Annotated in this window: 20 protein-coding genes; 5 read left to right on the forward strand and 15 right to left on the reverse strand. The window is 50.0% G+C overall.

Annotated features, from left to right (window positions below):
- Positions 1-70: 70 nt before the first annotated feature.
- The 4 genes from rpoH to ftsY form a co-directional block, all read right to left on the reverse strand.
- Positions 71-934 (reverse strand): RNA polymerase sigma factor RpoH, encoded by an 864-nt coding sequence (gene rpoH / locus C2M36_RS16320; RefSeq protein ID WP_105255802.1) that lies wholly within the window; start codon positions 932-934, stop codon positions 71-73.
- A gap of 294 nt (positions 935-1,228) precedes the next feature.
- The gene (gene ftsX, locus C2M36_RS16325) at positions 1,229-2,215 is read right to left on the reverse strand and encodes a permease-like cell division protein FtsX (RefSeq protein WP_105255803.1); all 987 of its coding nucleotides are present in this window, start codon (positions 2,213-2,215) and stop codon (positions 1,229-1,231) included.
- Entirely contained in the window at positions 2,212-2,892 is a 681-nt protein-coding gene (gene ftsE, locus C2M36_RS16330; protein WP_105255804.1) for a cell division ATP-binding protein FtsE, read from the reverse strand. Before ftsE ends, ftsX begins: the two co-directional genes overlap by 4 nt.
- A gap of 42 nt (positions 2,893-2,934) precedes the next feature.
- Positions 2,935-4,758: a signal recognition particle-docking protein FtsY gene (gene ftsY / locus C2M36_RS16335; RefSeq protein ID WP_105255805.1), complete on the reverse strand. Its 1,824-nt coding sequence runs from the start codon at positions 4,756-4,758 to the stop codon at positions 2,935-2,937.
- A gap of 177 nt (positions 4,759-4,935) precedes the next feature.
- On the opposite strand from ftsY, the gene rsmD reads away from it, so the two are divergent.
- Positions 4,936-5,547, forward strand: a complete 612-nt coding sequence (gene rsmD / locus C2M36_RS16340; RefSeq protein ID WP_105255806.1) for a 16S rRNA (guanine(966)-N(2))-methyltransferase RsmD — start codon at positions 4,936-4,938, stop codon at positions 5,545-5,547.
- 25 nt (positions 5,548-5,572) lie between these two features.
- Here rsmD and C2M36_RS16345 read toward each other — a convergent pair whose 3' ends face one another.
- Genes C2M36_RS16345 through C2M36_RS16355 form a run of 3 tightly spaced genes read right to left on the reverse strand, consistent with a single transcriptional unit; the run spans position 5,573 to position 7,950 of the window.
- Positions 5,573-6,163 carry a YjaG family protein gene (locus C2M36_RS16345; protein WP_105255807.1) on the reverse strand — a complete coding sequence of 197 codons (591 nt, stop codon included), beginning with the start codon at positions 6,161-6,163 and terminating at the stop codon, positions 5,573-5,575.
- A complete protein-coding gene (locus C2M36_RS16350) occupies positions 6,147-6,476 on the reverse strand; it encodes a putative signal transducing protein (protein WP_105255808.1) in 330 nt (109 codons plus the stop codon). Before C2M36_RS16350 ends, C2M36_RS16345 begins: the two co-directional genes overlap by 17 nt.
- A 28-nt stretch (positions 6,477-6,504) precedes the next feature.
- Positions 6,505-7,950 (reverse strand): hypothetical protein, encoded by a 1,446-nt coding sequence (locus tag C2M36_RS16355; protein WP_105255809.1) that lies wholly within the window; start codon positions 7,948-7,950, stop codon positions 6,505-6,507.
- Positions 7,951-8,157: 207 nt separating this feature from the next.
- Here C2M36_RS16355 and C2M36_RS16360 point away from each other — a divergent pair, with 207 nt between their 5' ends.
- From C2M36_RS16360 to C2M36_RS16370, 3 genes are all read left to right on the forward strand, one after another.
- Positions 8,158-8,547 (forward strand): DUF2721 domain-containing protein, encoded by a 390-nt coding sequence (locus tag C2M36_RS16360; protein ID WP_105255810.1) that lies wholly within the window; start codon positions 8,158-8,160, stop codon positions 8,545-8,547.
- A gap of 237 nt (positions 8,548-8,784) precedes the next feature.
- A complete protein-coding gene (locus C2M36_RS16365; RefSeq protein WP_105255811.1) occupies positions 8,785-9,675 on the forward strand; it encodes a LysR family transcriptional regulator in 891 nt (296 codons plus the stop codon).
- 81 nt (positions 9,676-9,756) lie between these two features.
- Positions 9,757-10,377, forward strand: a complete 621-nt coding sequence (locus tag C2M36_RS16370; RefSeq protein ID WP_105255812.1) for a 2OG-Fe(II) oxygenase — start codon at positions 9,757-9,759, stop codon at positions 10,375-10,377.
- Between the two features lie 38 nt (positions 10,378-10,415).
- Here C2M36_RS16370 and ubiA read toward each other — a convergent pair whose 3' ends face one another.
- Complete coding sequence (gene ubiA, locus C2M36_RS16375; RefSeq protein WP_105255813.1) at positions 10,416-11,285, reverse strand: 4-hydroxybenzoate octaprenyltransferase; 870 nt, start codon at positions 11,283-11,285, stop codon at positions 10,416-10,418.
- Positions 11,282-11,848 (reverse strand): chorismate--pyruvate lyase family protein, encoded by a 567-nt coding sequence (locus tag C2M36_RS16380; protein ID WP_105255814.1) that lies wholly within the window; start codon positions 11,846-11,848, stop codon positions 11,282-11,284. The genes ubiA and C2M36_RS16380 overlap by 4 nt, the downstream gene beginning before the upstream one ends.
- A gap of 142 nt (positions 11,849-11,990) precedes the next feature.
- Here C2M36_RS16380 and C2M36_RS16385 point away from each other — a divergent pair, with 142 nt between their 5' ends.
- Positions 11,991-12,389: a flagellar basal body-associated protein FliL gene (locus C2M36_RS16385; RefSeq protein WP_105255815.1), complete on the forward strand. Its 399-nt coding sequence runs from the start codon at positions 11,991-11,993 to the stop codon at positions 12,387-12,389.
- A 33-nt stretch (positions 12,390-12,422) separates the two neighbouring features.
- On the opposite strand, the gene glpG is transcribed toward C2M36_RS16385, so the two are convergent.
- The 6 genes from glpG to C2M36_RS16415 form a co-directional block, all read right to left on the reverse strand.
- Positions 12,423-13,244, reverse strand: a complete 822-nt coding sequence (gene glpG, locus C2M36_RS16390; protein WP_105255816.1) for a rhomboid family intramembrane serine protease GlpG — start codon at positions 13,242-13,244, stop codon at positions 12,423-12,425.
- Entirely contained in the window at positions 13,241-13,558 is a 318-nt protein-coding gene (glpE, locus tag C2M36_RS16395) for a thiosulfate sulfurtransferase GlpE (RefSeq protein ID WP_105188307.1), read from the reverse strand. The genes glpG and glpE overlap by 4 nt, the downstream gene beginning before the upstream one ends.
- 58 nt (positions 13,559-13,616) lie before the next feature.
- The gene (tdh, locus tag C2M36_RS16400) at positions 13,617-14,642 is read right to left on the reverse strand and encodes an L-threonine 3-dehydrogenase (RefSeq protein ID WP_105188308.1); all 1,026 of its coding nucleotides are present in this window, start codon (positions 14,640-14,642) and stop codon (positions 13,617-13,619) included.
- Positions 14,643-14,653: 11 nt separating this feature from the next.
- Positions 14,654-15,850, reverse strand: coding sequence for a glycine C-acetyltransferase (locus tag C2M36_RS16405; RefSeq protein ID WP_105255817.1), 1,197 nt, complete (start codon positions 15,848-15,850; stop codon positions 14,654-14,656).
- Between the two features lie 162 nt (positions 15,851-16,012).
- Positions 16,013-16,564 (reverse strand): D-glycero-beta-D-manno-heptose 1,7-bisphosphate 7-phosphatase, encoded by a 552-nt coding sequence (gene gmhB / locus C2M36_RS16410; protein WP_105255818.1) that lies wholly within the window; start codon positions 16,562-16,564, stop codon positions 16,013-16,015.
- Positions 16,561-17,661, reverse strand: a complete 1,101-nt coding sequence (locus tag C2M36_RS16415; RefSeq protein WP_105255891.1) for a glycosyltransferase family 9 protein — start codon at positions 17,659-17,661, stop codon at positions 16,561-16,563. Before C2M36_RS16415 ends, gmhB begins: the two co-directional genes overlap by 4 nt.
- Positions 17,662-17,702 lie beyond the last annotated feature (41 nt).

The following is a 17,702-nucleotide window of genomic DNA, read 5'->3' on the forward strand; positions in this document are numbered from 1 at the left end:
GCTTGGTTAGACTAACAACGAAAAAGGCCAGCAACTGCTGGCCTTTTTTATGACTTCATTGGCAGAACACTTATGCCATGGCGTTTTGTAATTTCTTCATCGCGCTTTTCTCAAGCTGACGAACACGCTCCGCAGAAACCTGATACTTTTCAGCCAGCTCTTGTAGCGTCGCCTTTTCATCGGCCAACCAACGCGATGACACTATGTCTTGTGAGCGTTCGTCCAGGGTTTTTAGCGCCGAGAATAAGCGCGTATGCGACTGTTCTTGCCACTGCTCCTGCTCCACCGACTCGGCTAAATCCGAGCTGTTGTCCGTCAGGTATTGAACCGGTGAATAGCTCTGGCCAACGCTGCTATCGTCTTCATCATTGGTCAGATCAAAGCCCATATCCTGGCCGCTCATACGCGACTCCATCTCACGGACTTCTTTTTCGCTCACACCCAGCTCATTAGCCACAGTGGTCACTTCTTCTTGGTTAAACCAACCAAGACGCTTTTTATTCTTGCGTAGGTTAAAGAACAATTTACGCTGCGCTTTGGTGGTGGCCACCTTAACGATACGCCAGTTCTTTAATACATATTCGTGAATTTCGGCCTTAATCCAATGCACAGCAAATGATACTAAGCGTACGCCGACACTCGGGTCGAAACGTTTTACCGCCTTCATCAGACCGATATTACCTTCTTGAATCAGATCCGCCTGTGGCAAACCGTAGCCGCTGTAGCTCTTAGCAATGTGCGCAACGAAACGCAGATGCGACATGATCAACTGCTTAGCAGCACTTAGGTCACCCTCATCCTGAAGCCTGGTAGCCAAACGGCGCTCTTCCTCGGCCTCGAGCATGGGAATGGTGCTAACAGCCTGCAAATATCCTTCGATGCTCGCGCTTTGTTGGCTTACCGGTAATGCTAGTGCATTTAAATTTGTGCTCATTATTCACCTCGGATGATAAATCTTCATCTAAATTTAGCACTCTTTTAGCGAGAGTGCTAAAGCATTGTAACCTTTGACCGCGCGCTTATCAAGAAGTTCTCAAAGATCGAAAAAACCAAACTAATACACTGTTTTTATTGAATTAATTACCTTTTATCGCCAATTTAAAATATGACAATTTGATAACAGTGAAAGTTTAGGCGAAGAAAATTTAGCGTGCCGGCAGTGAACATTGAGTGAACTTTAGCAGTCGTTAGCAGGCTTAACAACCATGGCTAACGACTACAGAAGTGATTAAACCTTATCCGGTTCGATTTCTTTAATATAGCGGCGTACCGACAGGTAAGAGCCGCTGAAGCCAAGTATCACGGCCAGGCCAATCAGGGTAATGAACTCATCGGCGCTGAGTCCTTGCAATATAAAGCTGGATTGATAGATGCCGGTTACCTGCGCCACTGCCGACTCCAGCCACCACATCATTAGCAGATTACAGATCAGTGCTACAAAGCCACCGACCACTCCATACCAGATACCTGTCCATAAAAAGGGTGCCTGAATAAAGCCATTGGTGGCACCGACCAGCTTCATCACCTGAATTTCACTGCGTTTATCCATGATAGATAGACGTATGGTGTTACCTATGATCAAGATCACCGAGGTCAATAATAAGGCGGCGATGGTGATCACACTTTCCTTAAGCAAGTTAAGAATGGCATTGAGTCGCTCCAGCCACTCTATATCGAGCTTACCAAAATCGACTTCGCGCTCTTGCTGCAACTTGCGTAATAACGCTTTTGCCGCCTCAGGTTGACGATGACGTTCGGTGGGAGTGACCAGGACCACATCAGGAAGCGGGTTGGCATCGAGATAATCCAGGGCATTGGCAAAGCCCGATACCTGTTTAAATTCTTCCAGAGCCTGGGTTTTACTGATCAAGCGCACGTCTTCCACTTCGCTGAATAACGCCAGGCGCTTTACCAGGGTTTGCACCTGTTGCGCCGACATCTCCTGCTTTACAAATAAGGAAATCTCCGCGGCATTATCAAAACCACTGCTGACCTTCTGCACATTTTTTACCACCAGGTATAAGGTGGAGGGTAAGGTAAGGCTTAAGCCCAATACCAAAATGGTCATCATAGACGCCGCCGGCGTGCGCCACATTTCACCTAGGCTTTGGATGCCCTGACGAATGGTATTAAAGAGACTAAAATACCAACGGGTAAAAAAGGAGTGGCCAGTGCGTTGATACTCAGTTTTACGGCCTTTAAACAATAAACTCATATTCTTGCCTCCGGCGCTAAGGGGTCGCTAAGCAGGCGGCCATTTTTCAGCGTAAGGCTACGGTATTTCATGCGGGCAATAAGGCCAAGATCATGGGTGGCGATCAGTACCGAGGTGCCGTGCTTATTAAAGTCTTCAAATAATTTGAGAATTTCCATCGAGAGCTCGGGGTCCAGGTTACCGGTCGGCTCGTCGGCCAGTAATACAGGGGGAGAATTAACGATGGCACGGGCGATACCAACCCGCTGCTGCTCACCACCGGACAAGGTCAGTGGATTACAGCGGGCTTTATCCCCTAACCCTACCTTTTCCAGTGCCGCCGACACGCGTTTTTCGATTTGCTTTCGGTGCGCGCCTTCGATAACCAGCGGCAAGGCGACGTTATCAAAGACTGAGTATCTGTCTAATAAGCGATGATTCTGGAAAATAATGCCAATATCGCGGCGCACATAGGGAATTTGCTGCTGCTTAATGGCACTCAGGTCGACGCCGTTAATAGCCACACTGCCCGCTGAAGGACGCTCCATCAGGCTGATCAGTTTTAACAGCGTACTTTTACCGGCACCACTGTGACCGGTTAAAAAGGCAAGCTCTCCCTTTTTTATATGAAAGCTTACCTTCTCCAGGGCTAAGTGGCCGCCAGGATAGGTTTTACTCACATCTTGGAATTTTATCATTATTATTATGTCCCAATTTGTACTAGCCGCTACTGCTGGCCGTTATTGCTCACCGCTAAAAAGTGCCTCAATAAAGTCATTGCTGTTGAAGGTACGAAGGTCGTCGATGCCCTCACCCACACCTATATAACGAATCGGTGTTTTGAATTGATTGGCGATCGCAAAGATCACGCCACCCTTGGCGGTGCCATCCAGTTTGGTCAGAGTAATACCGGTTAAGCCCACCGCCTGGTCAAATAACTTCACCTGGCTAATGGCATTTTGACCCGTACCCGCATCTATGGTCAACATCACCTCATGGGGGGCATCGGCATCTATCTTCTTCATTACCCGAGCAATTTTTTCCAGCTCTTGCATCAGGTTGTCTTTATTCTGTAAGCGTCCGGCGGTATCGGCGATAAGAACATCAACATTACGGGCCTTGGCTGCCTGGAAAGCATCGAATACCACAGACGCGCTGTCGGCACCGGTATGCTGAGCAATCACCGGAATATCATTGCGCTCGCCCCAAACCTGCAACTGCTCAACGGCGGCAGCACGGAAGGTATCACCAGCGGCCAGCATTACGGATTTACCTTGCTGCTGGTACTGCTTTGCCAACTTGCCTATGGTGGTAGTTTTACCCACACCATTGACGCCCACCATCAAGATCACGAAGGGACCGTCTTTTTTCTCAACATCTAACGGCTGTTCGGCACTGGCCAGCATATCGGCCATTTCCTGCTTCAATAGTTCATACAGGGCGTCACCGTCTTTTAACTGCTTACGATCGGCGGCATCGGTCAAATTATCAATCAGTTTTACCGTGGTATCGACACCCACATCCGCGGTAAGCAGCTGGGTTTCCAGTTCTTCAAACAACTCGTCGTCAATTTTCTTGCCGGCGAATAAGGATGCAAAGCCGGAGCCAATATTCGATTTGGTTTTTAATAGACCTTTTTTAAGGCGAGAGAAAAAGCCCGACTTTTTCGGTTCCTCAGCCTCTTCTTGCTCAGCTTGCTCTTGAGCCGCTTGTTCCGCAGCAAGACGTTCCTGTTCCGCTTGCTCTTGAGCCGCTTGTTCCGCAGCAAGACGTTCCTGTTCCGCTTGCTCTTGAGCCGCTTGTTCGGCAGCCAGACGCTCTTGCTCGGCTTGCTCTTGAGCCGCTTGTTCGGCAGCCAGACGCTCTTGCTCCGCTTTCTCTTGAGCCGCTTGTTCGGCAGCCAAACGCTCTTGCTCAGCTTTCTCTTGAGCCGCTTGTTCGGCAGCCAGACGCTCCCGCTCAGCTTGCTCTTGAGCCGCTTGTTCGGCAGCCAGACGTTCCTGCTCTGCTTTTTCACGAGCAGCCTGTTCCGCTGCTAAACGTTCCTGCTCTGCTTTTTCACGAGCAGCCTGTTCCGCTGCTAAACGTTCTTGCTCTGCTTTCTCTTGAGCCGCTTGCTCGGCCGCTAAACGTTCTTGCTCAGCTTTCTCTTGAGCCGCTTGTTCCGCAGCCAGACGCTCCTGCTCTGCTTTCTCTTGGGCCGCTTGTTCGGCAGCCAAACGCTCTTGCTCAGCTTGCTCTTGAGCCGCTTGCTCGGCCGCTAAACGCTCTTGCTCGGCTTTCTCACGCGCCGCCTGCTCGGCAGCTAAACGTTCTTGCTCTGCTTTCTCACACGCCGCTTGTTCGGCCGCTAAACGTTCCTGCTCCGCTTGCTCTTGAGCCGCTTGATCGACCGCTAAACTTTCCTGCTCCGCTTTTTCACGTGCTTCCTGTTCCGCAACTAAACGTTCCTGCTCTGCACGCTCTTCGGCTAGACGCTGTTGCTCTAGCTCCTGCTCTTGCTGTTCCTGCTTATCTTTTTTGCCTAAACCGAACCAAGACAGAAACTTACTTTTTTTAGCCATAATCTGAAACCGTAAACTCAATATTGACGTGGGCCATGGGTCTAGCGCACAGGTATCAACCCGCAGGTATCGACCGCCCCCACTCGGGCCGCTGTTGCTAGCGACAAATATTATTTATAATTGCGCGTTATATTATCATTTTCCCCGCATATGGAAAAAGCATAAGTGAGTAAAAGCATGATCGGCCGACGAAAAACGGTAAAAAATAGCCCCAAAAGCCACTCTGGCGCCGGACAAATCCGTATTATCGGTGGTCAGCATAGAGGACGAAAGCTACCGGTTCATGACGTTATCGGTCTGCGGCCAACAACGGATCGCCTTAAAGAAACCATTTTTAACTGGTTAATGATGGATGTGCGTGATGCTCGAGTGCTGGATTGCTTTGCCGGAGCCGGAAGCCTTAGCTTTGAGGCACTGTCGCGCTTTGCCAGCGATGCCACCTTGCTTGAACTCGATATCAAGGCAGCCAAGCAACTGGAAGAAAATGCCAAATTGCTTAAGCTGACCAATGCCGAGGTCATTCGCGGCGATGCCATGGCATTTTTACAGCGCCCAGCAAGCGGCCAGTTTGATCTGGTGTTTGTCGACCCGCCCTTTAACCGTAGCCTCAGTACGCCATGTTGCGCCGCCCTGGAACAACAGGGGTGGCTGAGTGAACAGGCGCTTATTTACGTCGAAGTGGAAAGTGATAATCAGGATTTTTGCGCACCTGCCAATTGGCAGATGCTAAAGGAAAAGCAAGCTGGGCAGGTCTGGTGCCGACTTTACCAACGCGTTGAGCAGGCCTAGCGTTAGCTGAGCCTGCCAAATACTATTAAATTTCTACACCGATATTCGTTTGGCCATCGGCCACCGCCAGTTGACGCAGCGCCTTAGCACTGTCTTTATCGAGTCGTGTCATGGCGGCAACAAAGTCGATTAACTCCCCAAGCACCTCAATTTCATATTCCATCAAGGGGTGCTGATTCACATCCTGCGAGCTGTAGGGTTGTTCATCGAGCTCAAATTGATATTCGATCAGCCGGGCAACGGTGCCCTGCGCTATCTTACATACGCTCACATATTCTTGTTCGTCTTTACTTTGTAAACCCTGAAGCAAGGTCAAAAGTGCGGTAGCAGCATCGATGGCAGGGTAAACACCAAACACATCAAAGTCGTTCACCTCGGGCACGTTAGGCTCTACCTTTTCGACCAACTTCTCTATGCTGATCTTGCTCTTAGGTAGGAGTATCTTCTCCCAGCATAGTGCCAGGGCGTTGCGCAACACCTCGGGCTCACCAAACTCAAGGGCTTCACTAAAGAGCGTATAGTTGGGCAGCATGCGTTCTAACAAAGCCGCCGCAAGGGCCGCCTTTTGCACCGTATTCAACTCACGAATACGCTGAAAGTTATTGGGCTTCTTCATTTTTATCTTTCATACAGGACCAGCACAAATCAAAGCTAGCGGGATTCCACTGCCGGCAATGCTGACATTGCCATTTTGCTGCTGATGTTTTTGATTGGCGGTATTCTAGCAAGATTTTTTTGGCCGCGGGCAGTTTTATGTCGTATACCCAGACACTGACCGTGGTTTCGGTGAAGGGGATTTCACCTAGCGCCCCTTGCAGGGCCTCACCCTTGAGCTGACATTGGATGCCGGCATGCTCAAGCATGCCTTTAACTATGTTGGCCTCGACGCTGTGCTCAGCGTCAAAGGCCTTCACCCATTTAAAGCTCATTTAGCGTGAACCAGTGAGCGTAAGTCACTTAGGCGTCGCTTTGCAGTTGCTTCTGGGCGTAGTCAAACTTAAGTTTATATTCCATCATTTTTTCTTGCGCCTGCTCAAGCTCGTCTTTTAGCTCAAGATGCTCAGAGCGCAAGCTGTCGAACGCCTGACGCGCTTGCTTCGAGTCATTGTCGATACGTGAACGCAGGCTTTCATTGCGCTGTTGCTCATCGCGATGGCGCGAGCCCAACTCTTCAACCTGAGCTCTTAATTGCTCAAGTTCCTGGCCTTCTTGTTCACAGCGACTTTGTACCTGTTCAAGCTCGGCACTGATAGCACCTTTCTCTTCATCGAGGGCCTGGTTTTGCTCTTCAAGCTCGGCTAGACGCTGTTGCAGCTCGGCATGTTGCTGCTGCCACTGCTCTTGCTCTTGCTTCAATAAGCTGTGCTGTTGCTGAGCCTGCTCTTTTAGCACTTGCTCGTGTTGCTGCTCTTGCTCTTGCAATTGCTGCTGCAACTCATCGATGGCGGCAAGCTGCTCACTTAAACTGGCTATTTCTTGCTGCGCTTGTTGATATTGCTGCTCAGATTCTTGCTGCTGCGCTTGGAACTCGGCGAGCTGCTGACTCAGCTGCTCGTTCGCTGCTTTTTGCTCGGCTAACTGTTCCTGTTCGGCATTAAGCTCATTACGCAACTCTTCGCCTAGATTCTTTAAGCGCTGCACCATCACCTGCTGGTTTTCACCTTCTTCGGTCGATTCATTCAACTGCTCGGATAGATCTGAAAGCTGTTGATTTTGGCGGCTTACCAGCTGCTCATAATGAGCAAGCTGTTCTGAAATGGCTTCATTTTCTTTTTGTAACTCAACAAGCTGCTCTGCGGCTTGCTCGCTGCCTTGTTGTTGTTCGGCCATTTCCTTAAGCTTTTCCTGCCAGGCAATATTGCTTTGACGCTGACTTTCCAATGCTTCTTTAAGCGCCTTATTGTCTTTTTCAAAGGCTGCTTTTTGTTCTCTTAGGGTCGCTACCGCGCCCAGTAACTCTTCACGCTCGCCTTGCGAGTTGTAATTGTCGCTTTCCAGCTCAGTTAACTTGTGCTTAAGCGCCGCCAGCTCATGTTGTTTTTGCTTTAGCTGCACGTGTTCATCGGCATACTGAGCATTTTCTTGTTGAGCTTCGAGTAATTGGCGATTCTGCGTGGCATAACGCTCTTTTAAGGCCGCCAGCTCACCGCGCGCCTCTTCGAGTTGTTCGGCATCGTCGGCATTGTGTTTATTACCTAATTGAGCGGCAACGAGCGCAATACTCAATTGTTGACCTAGTTGTGCGGCGAATTGACGCAGCGGTTGATTATCAGAAGAGTCAGCCAGGGCGTTATTTAATTGCTCCGGCTCAACGTTAAATAAATCTGCACAGCGCTGTGCGAACTCCTGTGCCAATTTATCTGGTACCTCTTGCTGTTGAGGTTTACCATTGTTGATAGCCATTTTTCCCCCTTAACATAGACGTATCGTGCTGCATTTATCACTTAAACCGAACATCTATTTCGCATATATATATGCTTGATTAAACTTGTCTAATGCCTTAGTTTCTAAGGCCGACAGCAAAATTGTTAATATTAAGCCTGTTATTTGTAAAAAAGTCTAGCCTATAGTTAACATTCCACTATTATAAACGTCAATAATGGAAAAAAGATGACATTAACCACGCCTGCACTGCTTTTTCCGGCCATTTCCCTACTACTTTTGGCTTACACAAACCGCTTTTTAGTGCTGGCTCAATTGATCCGCGAACTCAATGCCCGCGAGGGTGAGCACATTAGGCCTTTTGTGGCTCAGCAAATCAATAACTTAAAGAAAAGAATTCGCCTTATACGGACCATGCAGGTATGGGGTGTGGCCTCTTTTTTATTATGTACTTTGGCAATGTTTGCGCTGTTTGTACAGGTTAATTTAGTCGGCACAATTTTATTTGGTATCAGTTTAGTAGCCTTGATGATCTCGCTGCTCACTTCGCTCTATGAAATCCATATTTCTTGTGACGCCATTGCCATTGAACTCGAATCCATAGGGCAGAAAAAGTAATACTTTAGAATTAAAAGAAGATGAACGGAACACTTAGACTATAAAGCCCATTATTTCCAGTAAATATCGGCCAGTTTTGAGTATAAAATTCTTACTTTCGGGACGCTTATTTAGGCTTTTAACGGCCCAGTGAAAAGGACTTTTTAGCCGCCCCCCTATTTATTTGGGGTACAATGTACTAATATTGAACTCGGCTACAAAGCAAAGACCTATATACTTACTTTAAGGGATTTAAAAGTGAGATTTGAACAATTAAAGCAGTTTTTAGCACTCGGCTCGTTACGCCATTTTCGTCAGGCCGCAGAACAAACCAACATCAGTACTTCAGCATTAACCCGCAGTATTCAAACACTCGAACAAGAAGTGGGTCATCAACTGGTAAAACGCTCTACTCGCTCGGTAATATTAACGGAGCAAGGGGAAATGTTCCTGCATTTTTGCAGACGCACCCTGGACGAATATAACCAGATAGTTCAGCGTTTAGATCACAGCCAAGGCAAGCGCGATAATCTCTTAGTGGTTGGTTACACCAACTCAGCCAGCACCATAGTGCCAATTTCCTGCGGCCAATTTATGGCCCGGCATCCGGAAATCAAAATTGAGATGCAGTTGCAAGAAAGCGCAGCCCTATACTCCATGCTAAAGCGCGGCGAGATAGATATCTATGTCAGCGAAGAAGACCAAGACAACAACACCATAGATATTCATCTGCCGGACCAGTTACTGCTCTTTGCTCGCAAGGATCACCCCCTTGCCAGCCAAGATTGCATTACCCTGGAAGATCTTGCTCCCTACCCCTTGTTTGGCTGTTTTTCACAAAGCCTGCACGTACAAAGCATGATAGGTGAAGCCGCTCAGTTGCTTAACAAGGGCGATGATATTCGTTTGGGTAGCCTGGGCGAAATCATTAGCTGCGTTAACAACAACCACAATATCGCCATTGCCGCCATCGAGCATGCTAAGGCCCTGAGCGCTCACCCGGAATTGGTTCAAATCCGCTCCAATAGCAGCGCCACTGCGGCCCGCTTTGTGGTGAAAACCCAGCAGACCTCGCAACCACATAGCCATCTTGATGAGCTCCTGACAGTCATCACGCAAACGGCCAATGCGCAGGGCTTAGAAGCATAAAAGTAATACCGTTGATAAAGTTCTCACTGCTTTTCTTTTTCAGCGGTATACTTAGCCACCTTTAACTTCCCTGCCCCACATGTGAATACAGAACTGTTGTTTGACCGTGTCCTTGATGATGTCCATCAGCAAGGCTACGCCATTATTGAGCAAGCACTTTGCCCGGACCTCACCGCACAAATATACGCCACAGCACAAGCACAGCTATCGGCATTTTCTCCGGCCGCCATAGGCCGTCAGGAAGAGCTGCAACTAAACAGCGAGGTAAGAAAGGATAAGACCTTGTGGTTTAGCGGCGACTGCGCAGCAGAGCGCGATTATTTGGCTGTCATGGAAGCATTGCGTTTGACCGTAAACCGCCACTTTTATTTAGGCTTATTCGACTATGAATGTCACTTTGCCTACTACCAAGCAGGGGATTTCTATAAAAAACACTATGATGCCTTTAAGGGGCGTTCGAACCGGGTGTTAACCACGGTTTTTTACCTCAATACCCCACCCCTGGGCGGTGAACTGGTGATTTACAAACCCCGCTCCAAGGAGGTGGCTGAGCGAGTGTCTCCCAAGGCCGGCACCTTAGTGGTATTTGAAAGCGAGCGCTTTATGCATGAAGTACTGGCGGCGCAGCAGCCACGCTTTTCTATCGCCGGCTGGTTTAGAAAAAACACCTCCATTGCCGGGGTCATCGACCCGCCGCGCTAAAAGCAAAACTCTGTGATGCGCCCAGTCTGGGCGCTTTATCAAAACAGACTGATGGCCAGGCCGATAAAAATGGCCATACCCACATAATGATTATTCAAAAATGCCGCAAAGCAGGCATCCCGATCACGCTGACGACTTAAATAAAGCTGCCGTAATAACAGCAAGGCGGCCACCAAGAGCCCAAGCCAGTATGGCCAAGCCAATTTCGCCGAATAACCTATGTACACCAAGATGGCCATAAACAGGGCGTTAAGAAGCGCCACCATGGCCAAATCAAAGCGCCCAAAAAGAATCGCCGTGGACTTAATGCCAATTTTCACATCATCGTCCCTGTCCACCATGGCATAAAGGGTATCGTAAGCCACGGTCCACAAGAGATTAGCCACAAACAGCAACCAGGCCTGCATAGGCACGGTTTCCAGGGTAGCCATATAGGTCATTGGAATAGCCCAGCTGAAGGCCGCCCCCAGCACCACCTGAGGCAAATGGGTGTAGCGCTTCATAAAGGGGTAACAGGCGGCCAAAGCCAAAGCCGCAAAAGACAAAGCTATGGTTTGCCAGTTGAGCAGCAACACCAGCATAAAGGCCATGATCACCAGTAAGACAAAGAGGCTAAGAGCCTCACCGGCGCTGACCTTGCCGGCGGCCAGGGGCCGGGCCTGAGTACGAGCTACGGCACCATCTACCTTACGGTCGGCAAAATCATTGATCACACAGCCGGCGCTGCGCATTACAAACACCCCGGCGGAAAATATCACTATCAACTCAAGATCAGGCCATCCTTCGGCCGCCAGCCACAGGGCCCATAGCGTCGGCCACAACAGCAATAAGGTGCCTATGGGCTTGTCGGTGCGCATAAGCTGTTGATAGTGAGGCCTGTGCGCCCAATGCAATGCTGCTAACTTCATAGGTACGGATAGGCTCCCGGTAAAAACACCTCGCACACCATGATCTCTTGCCCGGTTAGGTTAAAGCGACTGCGACGTCCCCATAAGGGCTGGGTCGGCAAGTTAAAGGACTGAGTTAAGGCTTGAAGGTCGCTATTGGCACTAAAGTCGGCAACCTGCAATTGCTGACGGGACAACATGGGGTCTTGAAAAATCACTTCGCCCAAAGGCGTATCGCCAAGATGAGTTAAATCCACGCCCTGCTCAGGATGAGCATGACAGGGGATCCAACTTTGGGCATAAACCATGGGACGGTTATCGCAAAACAAGATCACTTCGCGCACACGTAACTGCGCGCTAGTACTGCTAAAGATGTCGCTTTGGTAAGTATCGGCGGCCACAAGGCGCTCACTGAGCACCTCAACGGCAAACTGCTGGGATAAAGATTTAAGCCGCTGGGTAAGCGAGTTTGGCTCGACTAACCAGTCAAGCAATTGCGCTGATAAGGCGACGCACTCGACATTTTGCCATTGCGCCTGCAGCGAAAGAGGGTAAGTAGGCAAAGGACCACTCGAATAAATCAAAAAAACACCAGCGAATCATACCACTGCTCAGGCAAGGGCTAAAGAGATGTGTTTACCACTGCGTTATTACATTTGCCCTAGACGCAAAAACGACAAGCACGTAAAGTAACGCTAACGGAATTTATTATAACGATCACACATTATGCGCTTTGCAACTAAGCTGCTATTCGCACTGACTTTATTACTTACCATTGGGGCGCCCAACAAGGCCCTAGCCGACGTTGGCTATTATGGCTTTGAGCCCGATATCGTCGCCAATTACATCAGTGTCTCGGGGCGTAAACTCGGCTATGTGCGCGTCACCGTCGACCTGATGCTCGAAGACATCAACAACCTGGCGGTGGTGGAGCATCATATGCCGCTGCTACGCGATGCCATAGTCGAAATTCTCTCGCAGGAGCCGGAAGAAAAAATCAAAAGCCTGAGCGGGCGTGAAGAAATCCGACAAAAATGCCTTGAGCGCATTAACACCCTGCTGCAGCAGGAAACCGGTCAGGATATTATCCGCGACCTGCTCTTTACCAAGTACCTCTACCATTAATAGAAAGTAAAAAAGCGACCTTAGGTCGCTTTTTTACTGCCGCTCAGTATTGCGACTCAATGCCATAAACACCGCAATCAGCATCCCGCTGAGCAGGCCACCTAAGTGCGCCCAATTGGCCATGGGCATAAAGAAGGTATCGGTAAAACCGAAGGCCAACCACAGTAATAAGAAGCCTATCATGCCCTTGGTCATCATGGGCTTGGTCTTTGCCAGCAAGGGATATATCCAACAAAAGCCGACTTGGGCATACACCACCCCGGAAAGGCCACCAAAATTTGGCCCCACCATCAAATACTGCGCCCAGCTGCTGACCAAGGAGCCGATAATAAACAGGCTTACCAGTGTCAGTTTTGAGGTCTGCCTTTCAATGGCCGGCCCCAGAGTCAGCCACCATAACACATTAAAAATCAGATGAATGGCAGAGAAATGGACGATAGAGGGCGTCAACCAGGATAAGGGCTGTGCGGGGTTAAACTGCAACAGCGGGAAAATCTCGGCGAATTGACCAAGTAAGAATAAGGCGTAGATCAGCACACTCACAATACTGATACCCTTAACCAGCAGGCTGAGCTGGTTAAACCGCTGCAACAGGTTCAGCTTGGTGCCGCCGTAAACCAGGCCCGAGTCGGTACGGCCACTTTGCCAGGCGGCATCGGCATAACGAGGATGATCCGGTTGTGCCTGAAATTCTTGCCATAACGGTTGGACCTGATGAAAGTGCTCCGGGGCAACGCCAATAATCACATGGCCCTGCTCGCCTTGTCGGAGCGCGCCCACAAAGCCCTTGGTGCCGATATAATCGACAAAGCCTTGCGCCGCGCGCACATTATTGGTGCTGCCAAGTTCTATCATTTTTCAACCAGTTCCGGAAATTGTGTGGCCCAGGCCGAGAAGCCGCCATCCATAGTATAGACATCATCAAAGCCCTGCTCGGCCAGATAACCCGCTGCACCCTGTGAGCTAATACCATGATAGCAAACAACAATAATTGGCTGGTCATACTCTTTATGAAGCATAAACTCACCGATATTACTATTGCTTAGGTGCTCGGCCTTGGGAATATGTCCGGCCGCAAAGGAGTTGGGATCGCGAATATCCGCAATCACCACATTTTCATCATTTAACAGGGCCTGGGTCTGCGCCACTGAAATATGTTTGTATGCCATAGTGCTGTAACTACTCTTGTAAAACAAAAGGCGGCCTCAGCCGCCTTATTTTTGCTCATTATGCCCAGTCTAAAATGACTTTACCAGACTGGCCGCTAAGCATGGTATCGAAGCCTTCCTGGAAGTCATCGATATTAAATTCATGGGTAATAATGGGTGAGATATCCAGGCCTGATTGGATCAGGCTGGCCATCTTGTACCAGGTTTCGAACATTTCTCGACCGTAAATACCCTTGATGATCAAACCCTTGAAAATAACCTGGTTCCAATCAACAGCCATATCCGAAGGTGGAATACCCAGCATGGCAATTTTACCGCCATGGTTCATGTTATTGAGCATGGAGTTGAACGCCACCGGCACACCCGACATTTCCAGGCCCACGTCGAAGCCTTCGGTCATGCCCAGCTCTTTCATCACGTCTTCGAGCTTTTCCTGGCTTACGTTAACGGCGCGGGTAGCACCCATTTTCTTAGCCAGATCAAGACGGTACTCGTTAATGTCGGTGATCACCACGTTGCGGGCACCCACGTGCTTAGCAACCGCGGCGGCCATAATACCGATAGGGCCGGCACCTGTGATCAGCACATCTTCACCCACCAGGTCGAAAGACAGCGCCGTGTGCACCGCATTACCGAACGGGTCGAAAATAGACGCCAATTCATCCGGAATATTATCTGGAATTTTAAAGGCATTGAATGCAGGGATAACCAGGTATTCCGCGAAGCTACCCTCGCGGTTTACGCCCACACCAATAGTGTTGCGGCACAGGTGTACACGACCAGCGCGACAGTTACGACAGTGGCCGCAGGTAATGTGGCCTTCGCCAGAAACACGGTCGCCAATTTCGAAACCGCGCACTTCCTGGCCCATGTCCACCACTTCGCCCACGTATTCATGACCGACAACCATGGGCACAGGAATGGTGTTTTGCGCCCACTCATCCCAGTTGTAGATATGCACATCGGTACCACAAATGGCGGTTTTGCGAATTTTGATCAGTAGATCGTTATGACCTACTTCCGGCTTAGGGGCATCCGTCATCCAGATGCCTTTTTCTGCCTTAAGTTTTGATAATGCTTTCATCGATGCGCTCCTTAAATAACGCCCAACTCTTTACCAATACGGGTAAAGGCTGCAATCGCTTTATCAAGCTGCTCTTTGCTGTGAGCAGCGGAGATTTGCGTACGAATACGCGCCTGGCCCTTAGGTACCACAGGGAAAGAGAAGCCAGTAACATAAATGCCTTCGGCAAGTAGCTTATCCGCCATTTCACCGGCTAGCTTGGCATCGCCCAGCATCACAGGAATGATGGCATGGTCTTTACCCGCACAGGTAAAGCCTGCGGCTTCCATTTGCTCGCGGAAGTAAGCGGCGTTTGACCACAGGGTATCGCGTAGCTCTTTACCGTCGGCCAGCATCTCTAATACCTTAATAGAGGCGGTCACGATTGACGGTGCCAAAGAGTTAGAGAACAAGTATGGACGCGAACGCTGACGCAACCACTCGACAATCTCTTTCTTACCCGAAGTATAGCCGCCCGAAGCGCCACCCAGGGCTTTACCCAGGGTACCCGTGATAATATCGACACGGTCCATGACGCCACAGTATTCCGGCGTACCACGGCCGTTTTCACCTACGAAACCAACGGCGTGAGAATCATCCACCATCACCAGGGCATCGTACTTGTCGGCCAGGTCACAAACGGCTTTAAGATTACAGATAACACCGTCCATTGAGAACACGCCATCGGTGGCGATCAGCTTGGTTTTAGCACCCGCTTCGTCGGCGGCGATCAATTGCTGCTCAAGGTCCGCCATGTCGTTGTTAGCATAACGGAAGCGCTTGGCTTTACACAGACGCACACCGTCGATGATGGAAGCGTGGTTTAATGAATCTGAGATAATGGCATCGTCGGCACCAAGAATGGTTTCGAACAGGCCGGCGTTGGCGTCAAAACACGACGAGTACAAAATAGTGTCTTCGGTTTGTAGAAACTCGCTGATTTTCGCTTCAAGAGTTTTATGAATGTCCTGCGTACCACAGATAAAGCGTACCGAGGCCACGCCGAAACCGTGATCGCTCAAACCTTGCTGTGCCGCTTTGATCAGCTCAGGGTGGTTAGCTAAACCCAGGTAGTTGTTGGCACAAAAGTTAATAACCTTGTCGCCACTGGCTACTTGAATTTCGGCTTGCTGTTGTGAGGTGATAATACGCTCGCTTTTGTACAGGCCATCGGCTTTAACTTGCTCGATTTGTGCTTGCAGCTGGCTATAAAACGCAGAAGCTCTCATAAATTTCTCCAATACTTGAACCGACTCTCTTGGCCGGGCCGGTTCAGCGGTTAATAAATATTTGCGGGTATTGTAAAAGGTTTGCGGCACAATTGCATCGTTTGTCGTTCATCGCGGCACCTATAATCATGCATGGAACGAGAATAAATACCCAGGCTATATCTAAGCTTTTATCAGGGCGGGTACTTCGGCAAGGGAGTCACAGACCAGGTCGGCATCTGTCAACGCCTGCTCGGCAAACTCCTGACCGCTGCGCACCAGAATCTTAGTGCCTATGCCACAGCGCTTGGCCGCCAGCATATCACCGTGTTTATCGCCAACCATGATGCACTGGCCTGGCTCTAACTCAAACGCCTCTATGCCCTGTTGCAACATGCCGGGCTCGGGTTTACGACAATCGCAGTCAACGCCGTAGTCGCCTTGGCCCTTAGTGGGGTGATGGGGGCAATAATAAATGGCATCCAGCTGGACGCCGTGCGCGGCGAATTGCGCCGTCATCCAGTCGCTCAACTCGGCAAATTGTGCCTCGTTGTAATAACCCCGGCCAATGCCCGACTGATTGGTGACCACAATTAAACGATAGCCCATCTGCTGCAAGGCCAGACAGGCAGCAAACACGCCGTCGATAAATTCAAAGTCTTCGGCTTTGTGGACATAAGCATGATCGACGTTGATCACCCCGTCTCTATCTAAAAATACCGCTTTATTGCTCATAATCGGTGCTCTCGTACTACCTTATCGAACATGGCAATCACATCATCCACGCCAATACGGTCCATCAGCTCCCCCTTGGCACGCACGCCCCAAGGCAGCTCACTGGCTGGCTTACCGTATTGTTCTTGCACCGCCTGGTTATACACCTCAACCACATACTCCTGATACAGATAGGGTCCGGTGCGCTTGGGATTGGAGTGGGCATACAGGCCGATCACCGGCGTGCCCTGAGTCACGGCCATGTGTGCCGGACCGGTATCCGGTGCCAACACCAGGGTCGCCAGACCCAACACACAGGTTAATTCTTTTAAGCTGGTTTTACCCACCAGGTTGAGCACCGGCTGCTGACAATGATTGATGATCTGCTCGGCAAGCTGCTGCTCCATCGCCGTAGGCCCACCACTAATAGCGACGCGGAATCCCTGTGCCATGGCATGCTCGGCCACCGCGGCATAACGCTCCGGTAACCAGTTGCGCTCGGCCTTACTTGCCGCTGGGCTTATCACCAGCAGGGGCTCACCATCGTCGCCCACCAGCTTCATGGCGTTTTGCTTGTCCGTGTCGCTGAGCGGCATTTGCCAATGAGGGGTAAAGTCGGTGACGCCCAGTTGCTCGGCAAACTGCATAAAGCCTTCTAACACGTGGGGCTGCTCTTTGGCGGCAATACGACGGTTGATAAACCAGCTATGCAGCTCTTTAGAGCGTGCCTTGTCGAAGCCGATTTTGACCTTGGCACGAATACAGCGACTCGCCAGCCCGGCGCGAAAGGCCACCTGCATATTCAGCAGCACATCGAATTGTCGCCCGTTAAGCTGCTCACGCAGGGTTTTAAACGCCTGGCGCCCCTGCTTTTTATCAAACACCACAAACTCAACGCCGGGTAAACCATCGAGCAACATGGCCTCGACCTTACCTATTACCCAGGTGATTTTGGCTTCGGGATGCACCCGTTGAATAGCTTGTACGGCGGCCACCGCGTGACAGACATCACCGATGGCGGATAAACGAAGAATACAGATAGATTGCACGGAATTGAGTTGCAAAACGAGCGTCCTAAAGCAAAAGTCTGAGCAAATGTTAAAGCAACGCCAGCGCATTGCAAGTTCATTAAGAAGTTTACCCAGCGAGTTTATCGTTG

Origin of the sequence: Pseudoalteromonas sp. T1lg75 (genome assembly GCF_002964705.1) — a bacterium.
Classification (GTDB): Bacteria; Pseudomonadota; Gammaproteobacteria; order Enterobacterales; family Alteromonadaceae; genus Pseudoalteromonas.

What these genes read in the sequence shown, in the direction of transcription:
- C2M36_RS16405 (WP_105255817.1), bottom strand. Translation starts at nt 15,850, where the DNA reads ATGAGAGCTTCTGCGTTTTATAGCCAGCTGCAAGCACAAATCGAGCAA.
- C2M36_RS16345 (WP_105255807.1), bottom strand. Translation starts at nt 6,163, where the DNA reads ATGAAGAAGCCCAATAACTTTCAGCGTATTCGTGAGTTGAATACGGTG.
- ftsY (WP_105255805.1), bottom strand. Translation starts at nt 4,758, where the DNA reads ATGGCTAAAAAAAGTAAGTTTCTGTCTTGGTTCGGTTTAGGCAAAAAA.
- C2M36_RS16350 (WP_105255808.1), bottom strand. Translation starts at nt 6,476, where the DNA reads ATGAGCTTTAAATGGGTGAAGGCCTTTGACGCTGAGCACAGCGTCGAG.
- C2M36_RS16360 (WP_105255810.1), top strand. Translation starts at nt 8,158, where the DNA reads ATGACATTAACCACGCCTGCACTGCTTTTTCCGGCCATTTCCCTACTA.
- tdh (WP_105188308.1), bottom strand. Translation starts at nt 14,642, where the DNA reads ATGAAAGCATTATCAAAACTTAAGGCAGAAAAAGGCATCTGGATGACG.
- ubiA (WP_105255813.1), bottom strand. Translation starts at nt 11,285, where the DNA reads ATGAAGTTAGCAGCATTGCATTGGGCGCACAGGCCTCACTATCAACAG.
- glpG (WP_105255816.1), bottom strand. Translation starts at nt 13,244, where the DNA reads ATGATAGAACTTGGCAGCACCAATAATGTGCGCGCGGCGCAAGGCTTT.
- C2M36_RS16355 (WP_105255809.1), bottom strand. Translation starts at nt 7,950, where the DNA reads ATGGCTATCAACAATGGTAAACCTCAACAGCAAGAGGTACCAGATAAA.
- ftsE (WP_105255804.1), bottom strand. Translation starts at nt 2,892, where the DNA reads ATGATAAAATTCCAAGATGTGAGTAAAACCTATCCTGGCGGCCACTTA.
- C2M36_RS16385 (WP_105255815.1), top strand. Translation starts at nt 11,991, where the DNA reads ATGCGCTTTGCAACTAAGCTGCTATTCGCACTGACTTTATTACTTACC.
- rsmD (WP_105255806.1), top strand. Translation starts at nt 4,936, where the DNA reads ATGATCGGCCGACGAAAAACGGTAAAAAATAGCCCCAAAAGCCACTCT.
- glpE (WP_105188307.1), bottom strand. Translation starts at nt 13,558, where the DNA reads ATGGCATACAAACATATTTCAGTGGCGCAGACCCAGGCCCTGTTAAAT.
- C2M36_RS16415 (WP_105255891.1), bottom strand. Translation starts at nt 17,661, where the DNA reads ATGCGCTGGCGTTGCTTTAACATTTGCTCAGACTTTTGCTTTAGGACG.
- ftsX (WP_105255803.1), bottom strand. Translation starts at nt 2,215, where the DNA reads ATGAGTTTATTGTTTAAAGGCCGTAAAACTGAGTATCAACGCACTGGC.
- rpoH (WP_105255802.1), bottom strand. Translation starts at nt 934, where the DNA reads ATGAGCACAAATTTAAATGCACTAGCATTACCGGTAAGCCAACAAAGC.
- gmhB (WP_105255818.1), bottom strand. Translation starts at nt 16,564, where the DNA reads ATGAGCAATAAAGCGGTATTTTTAGATAGAGACGGGGTGATCAACGTC.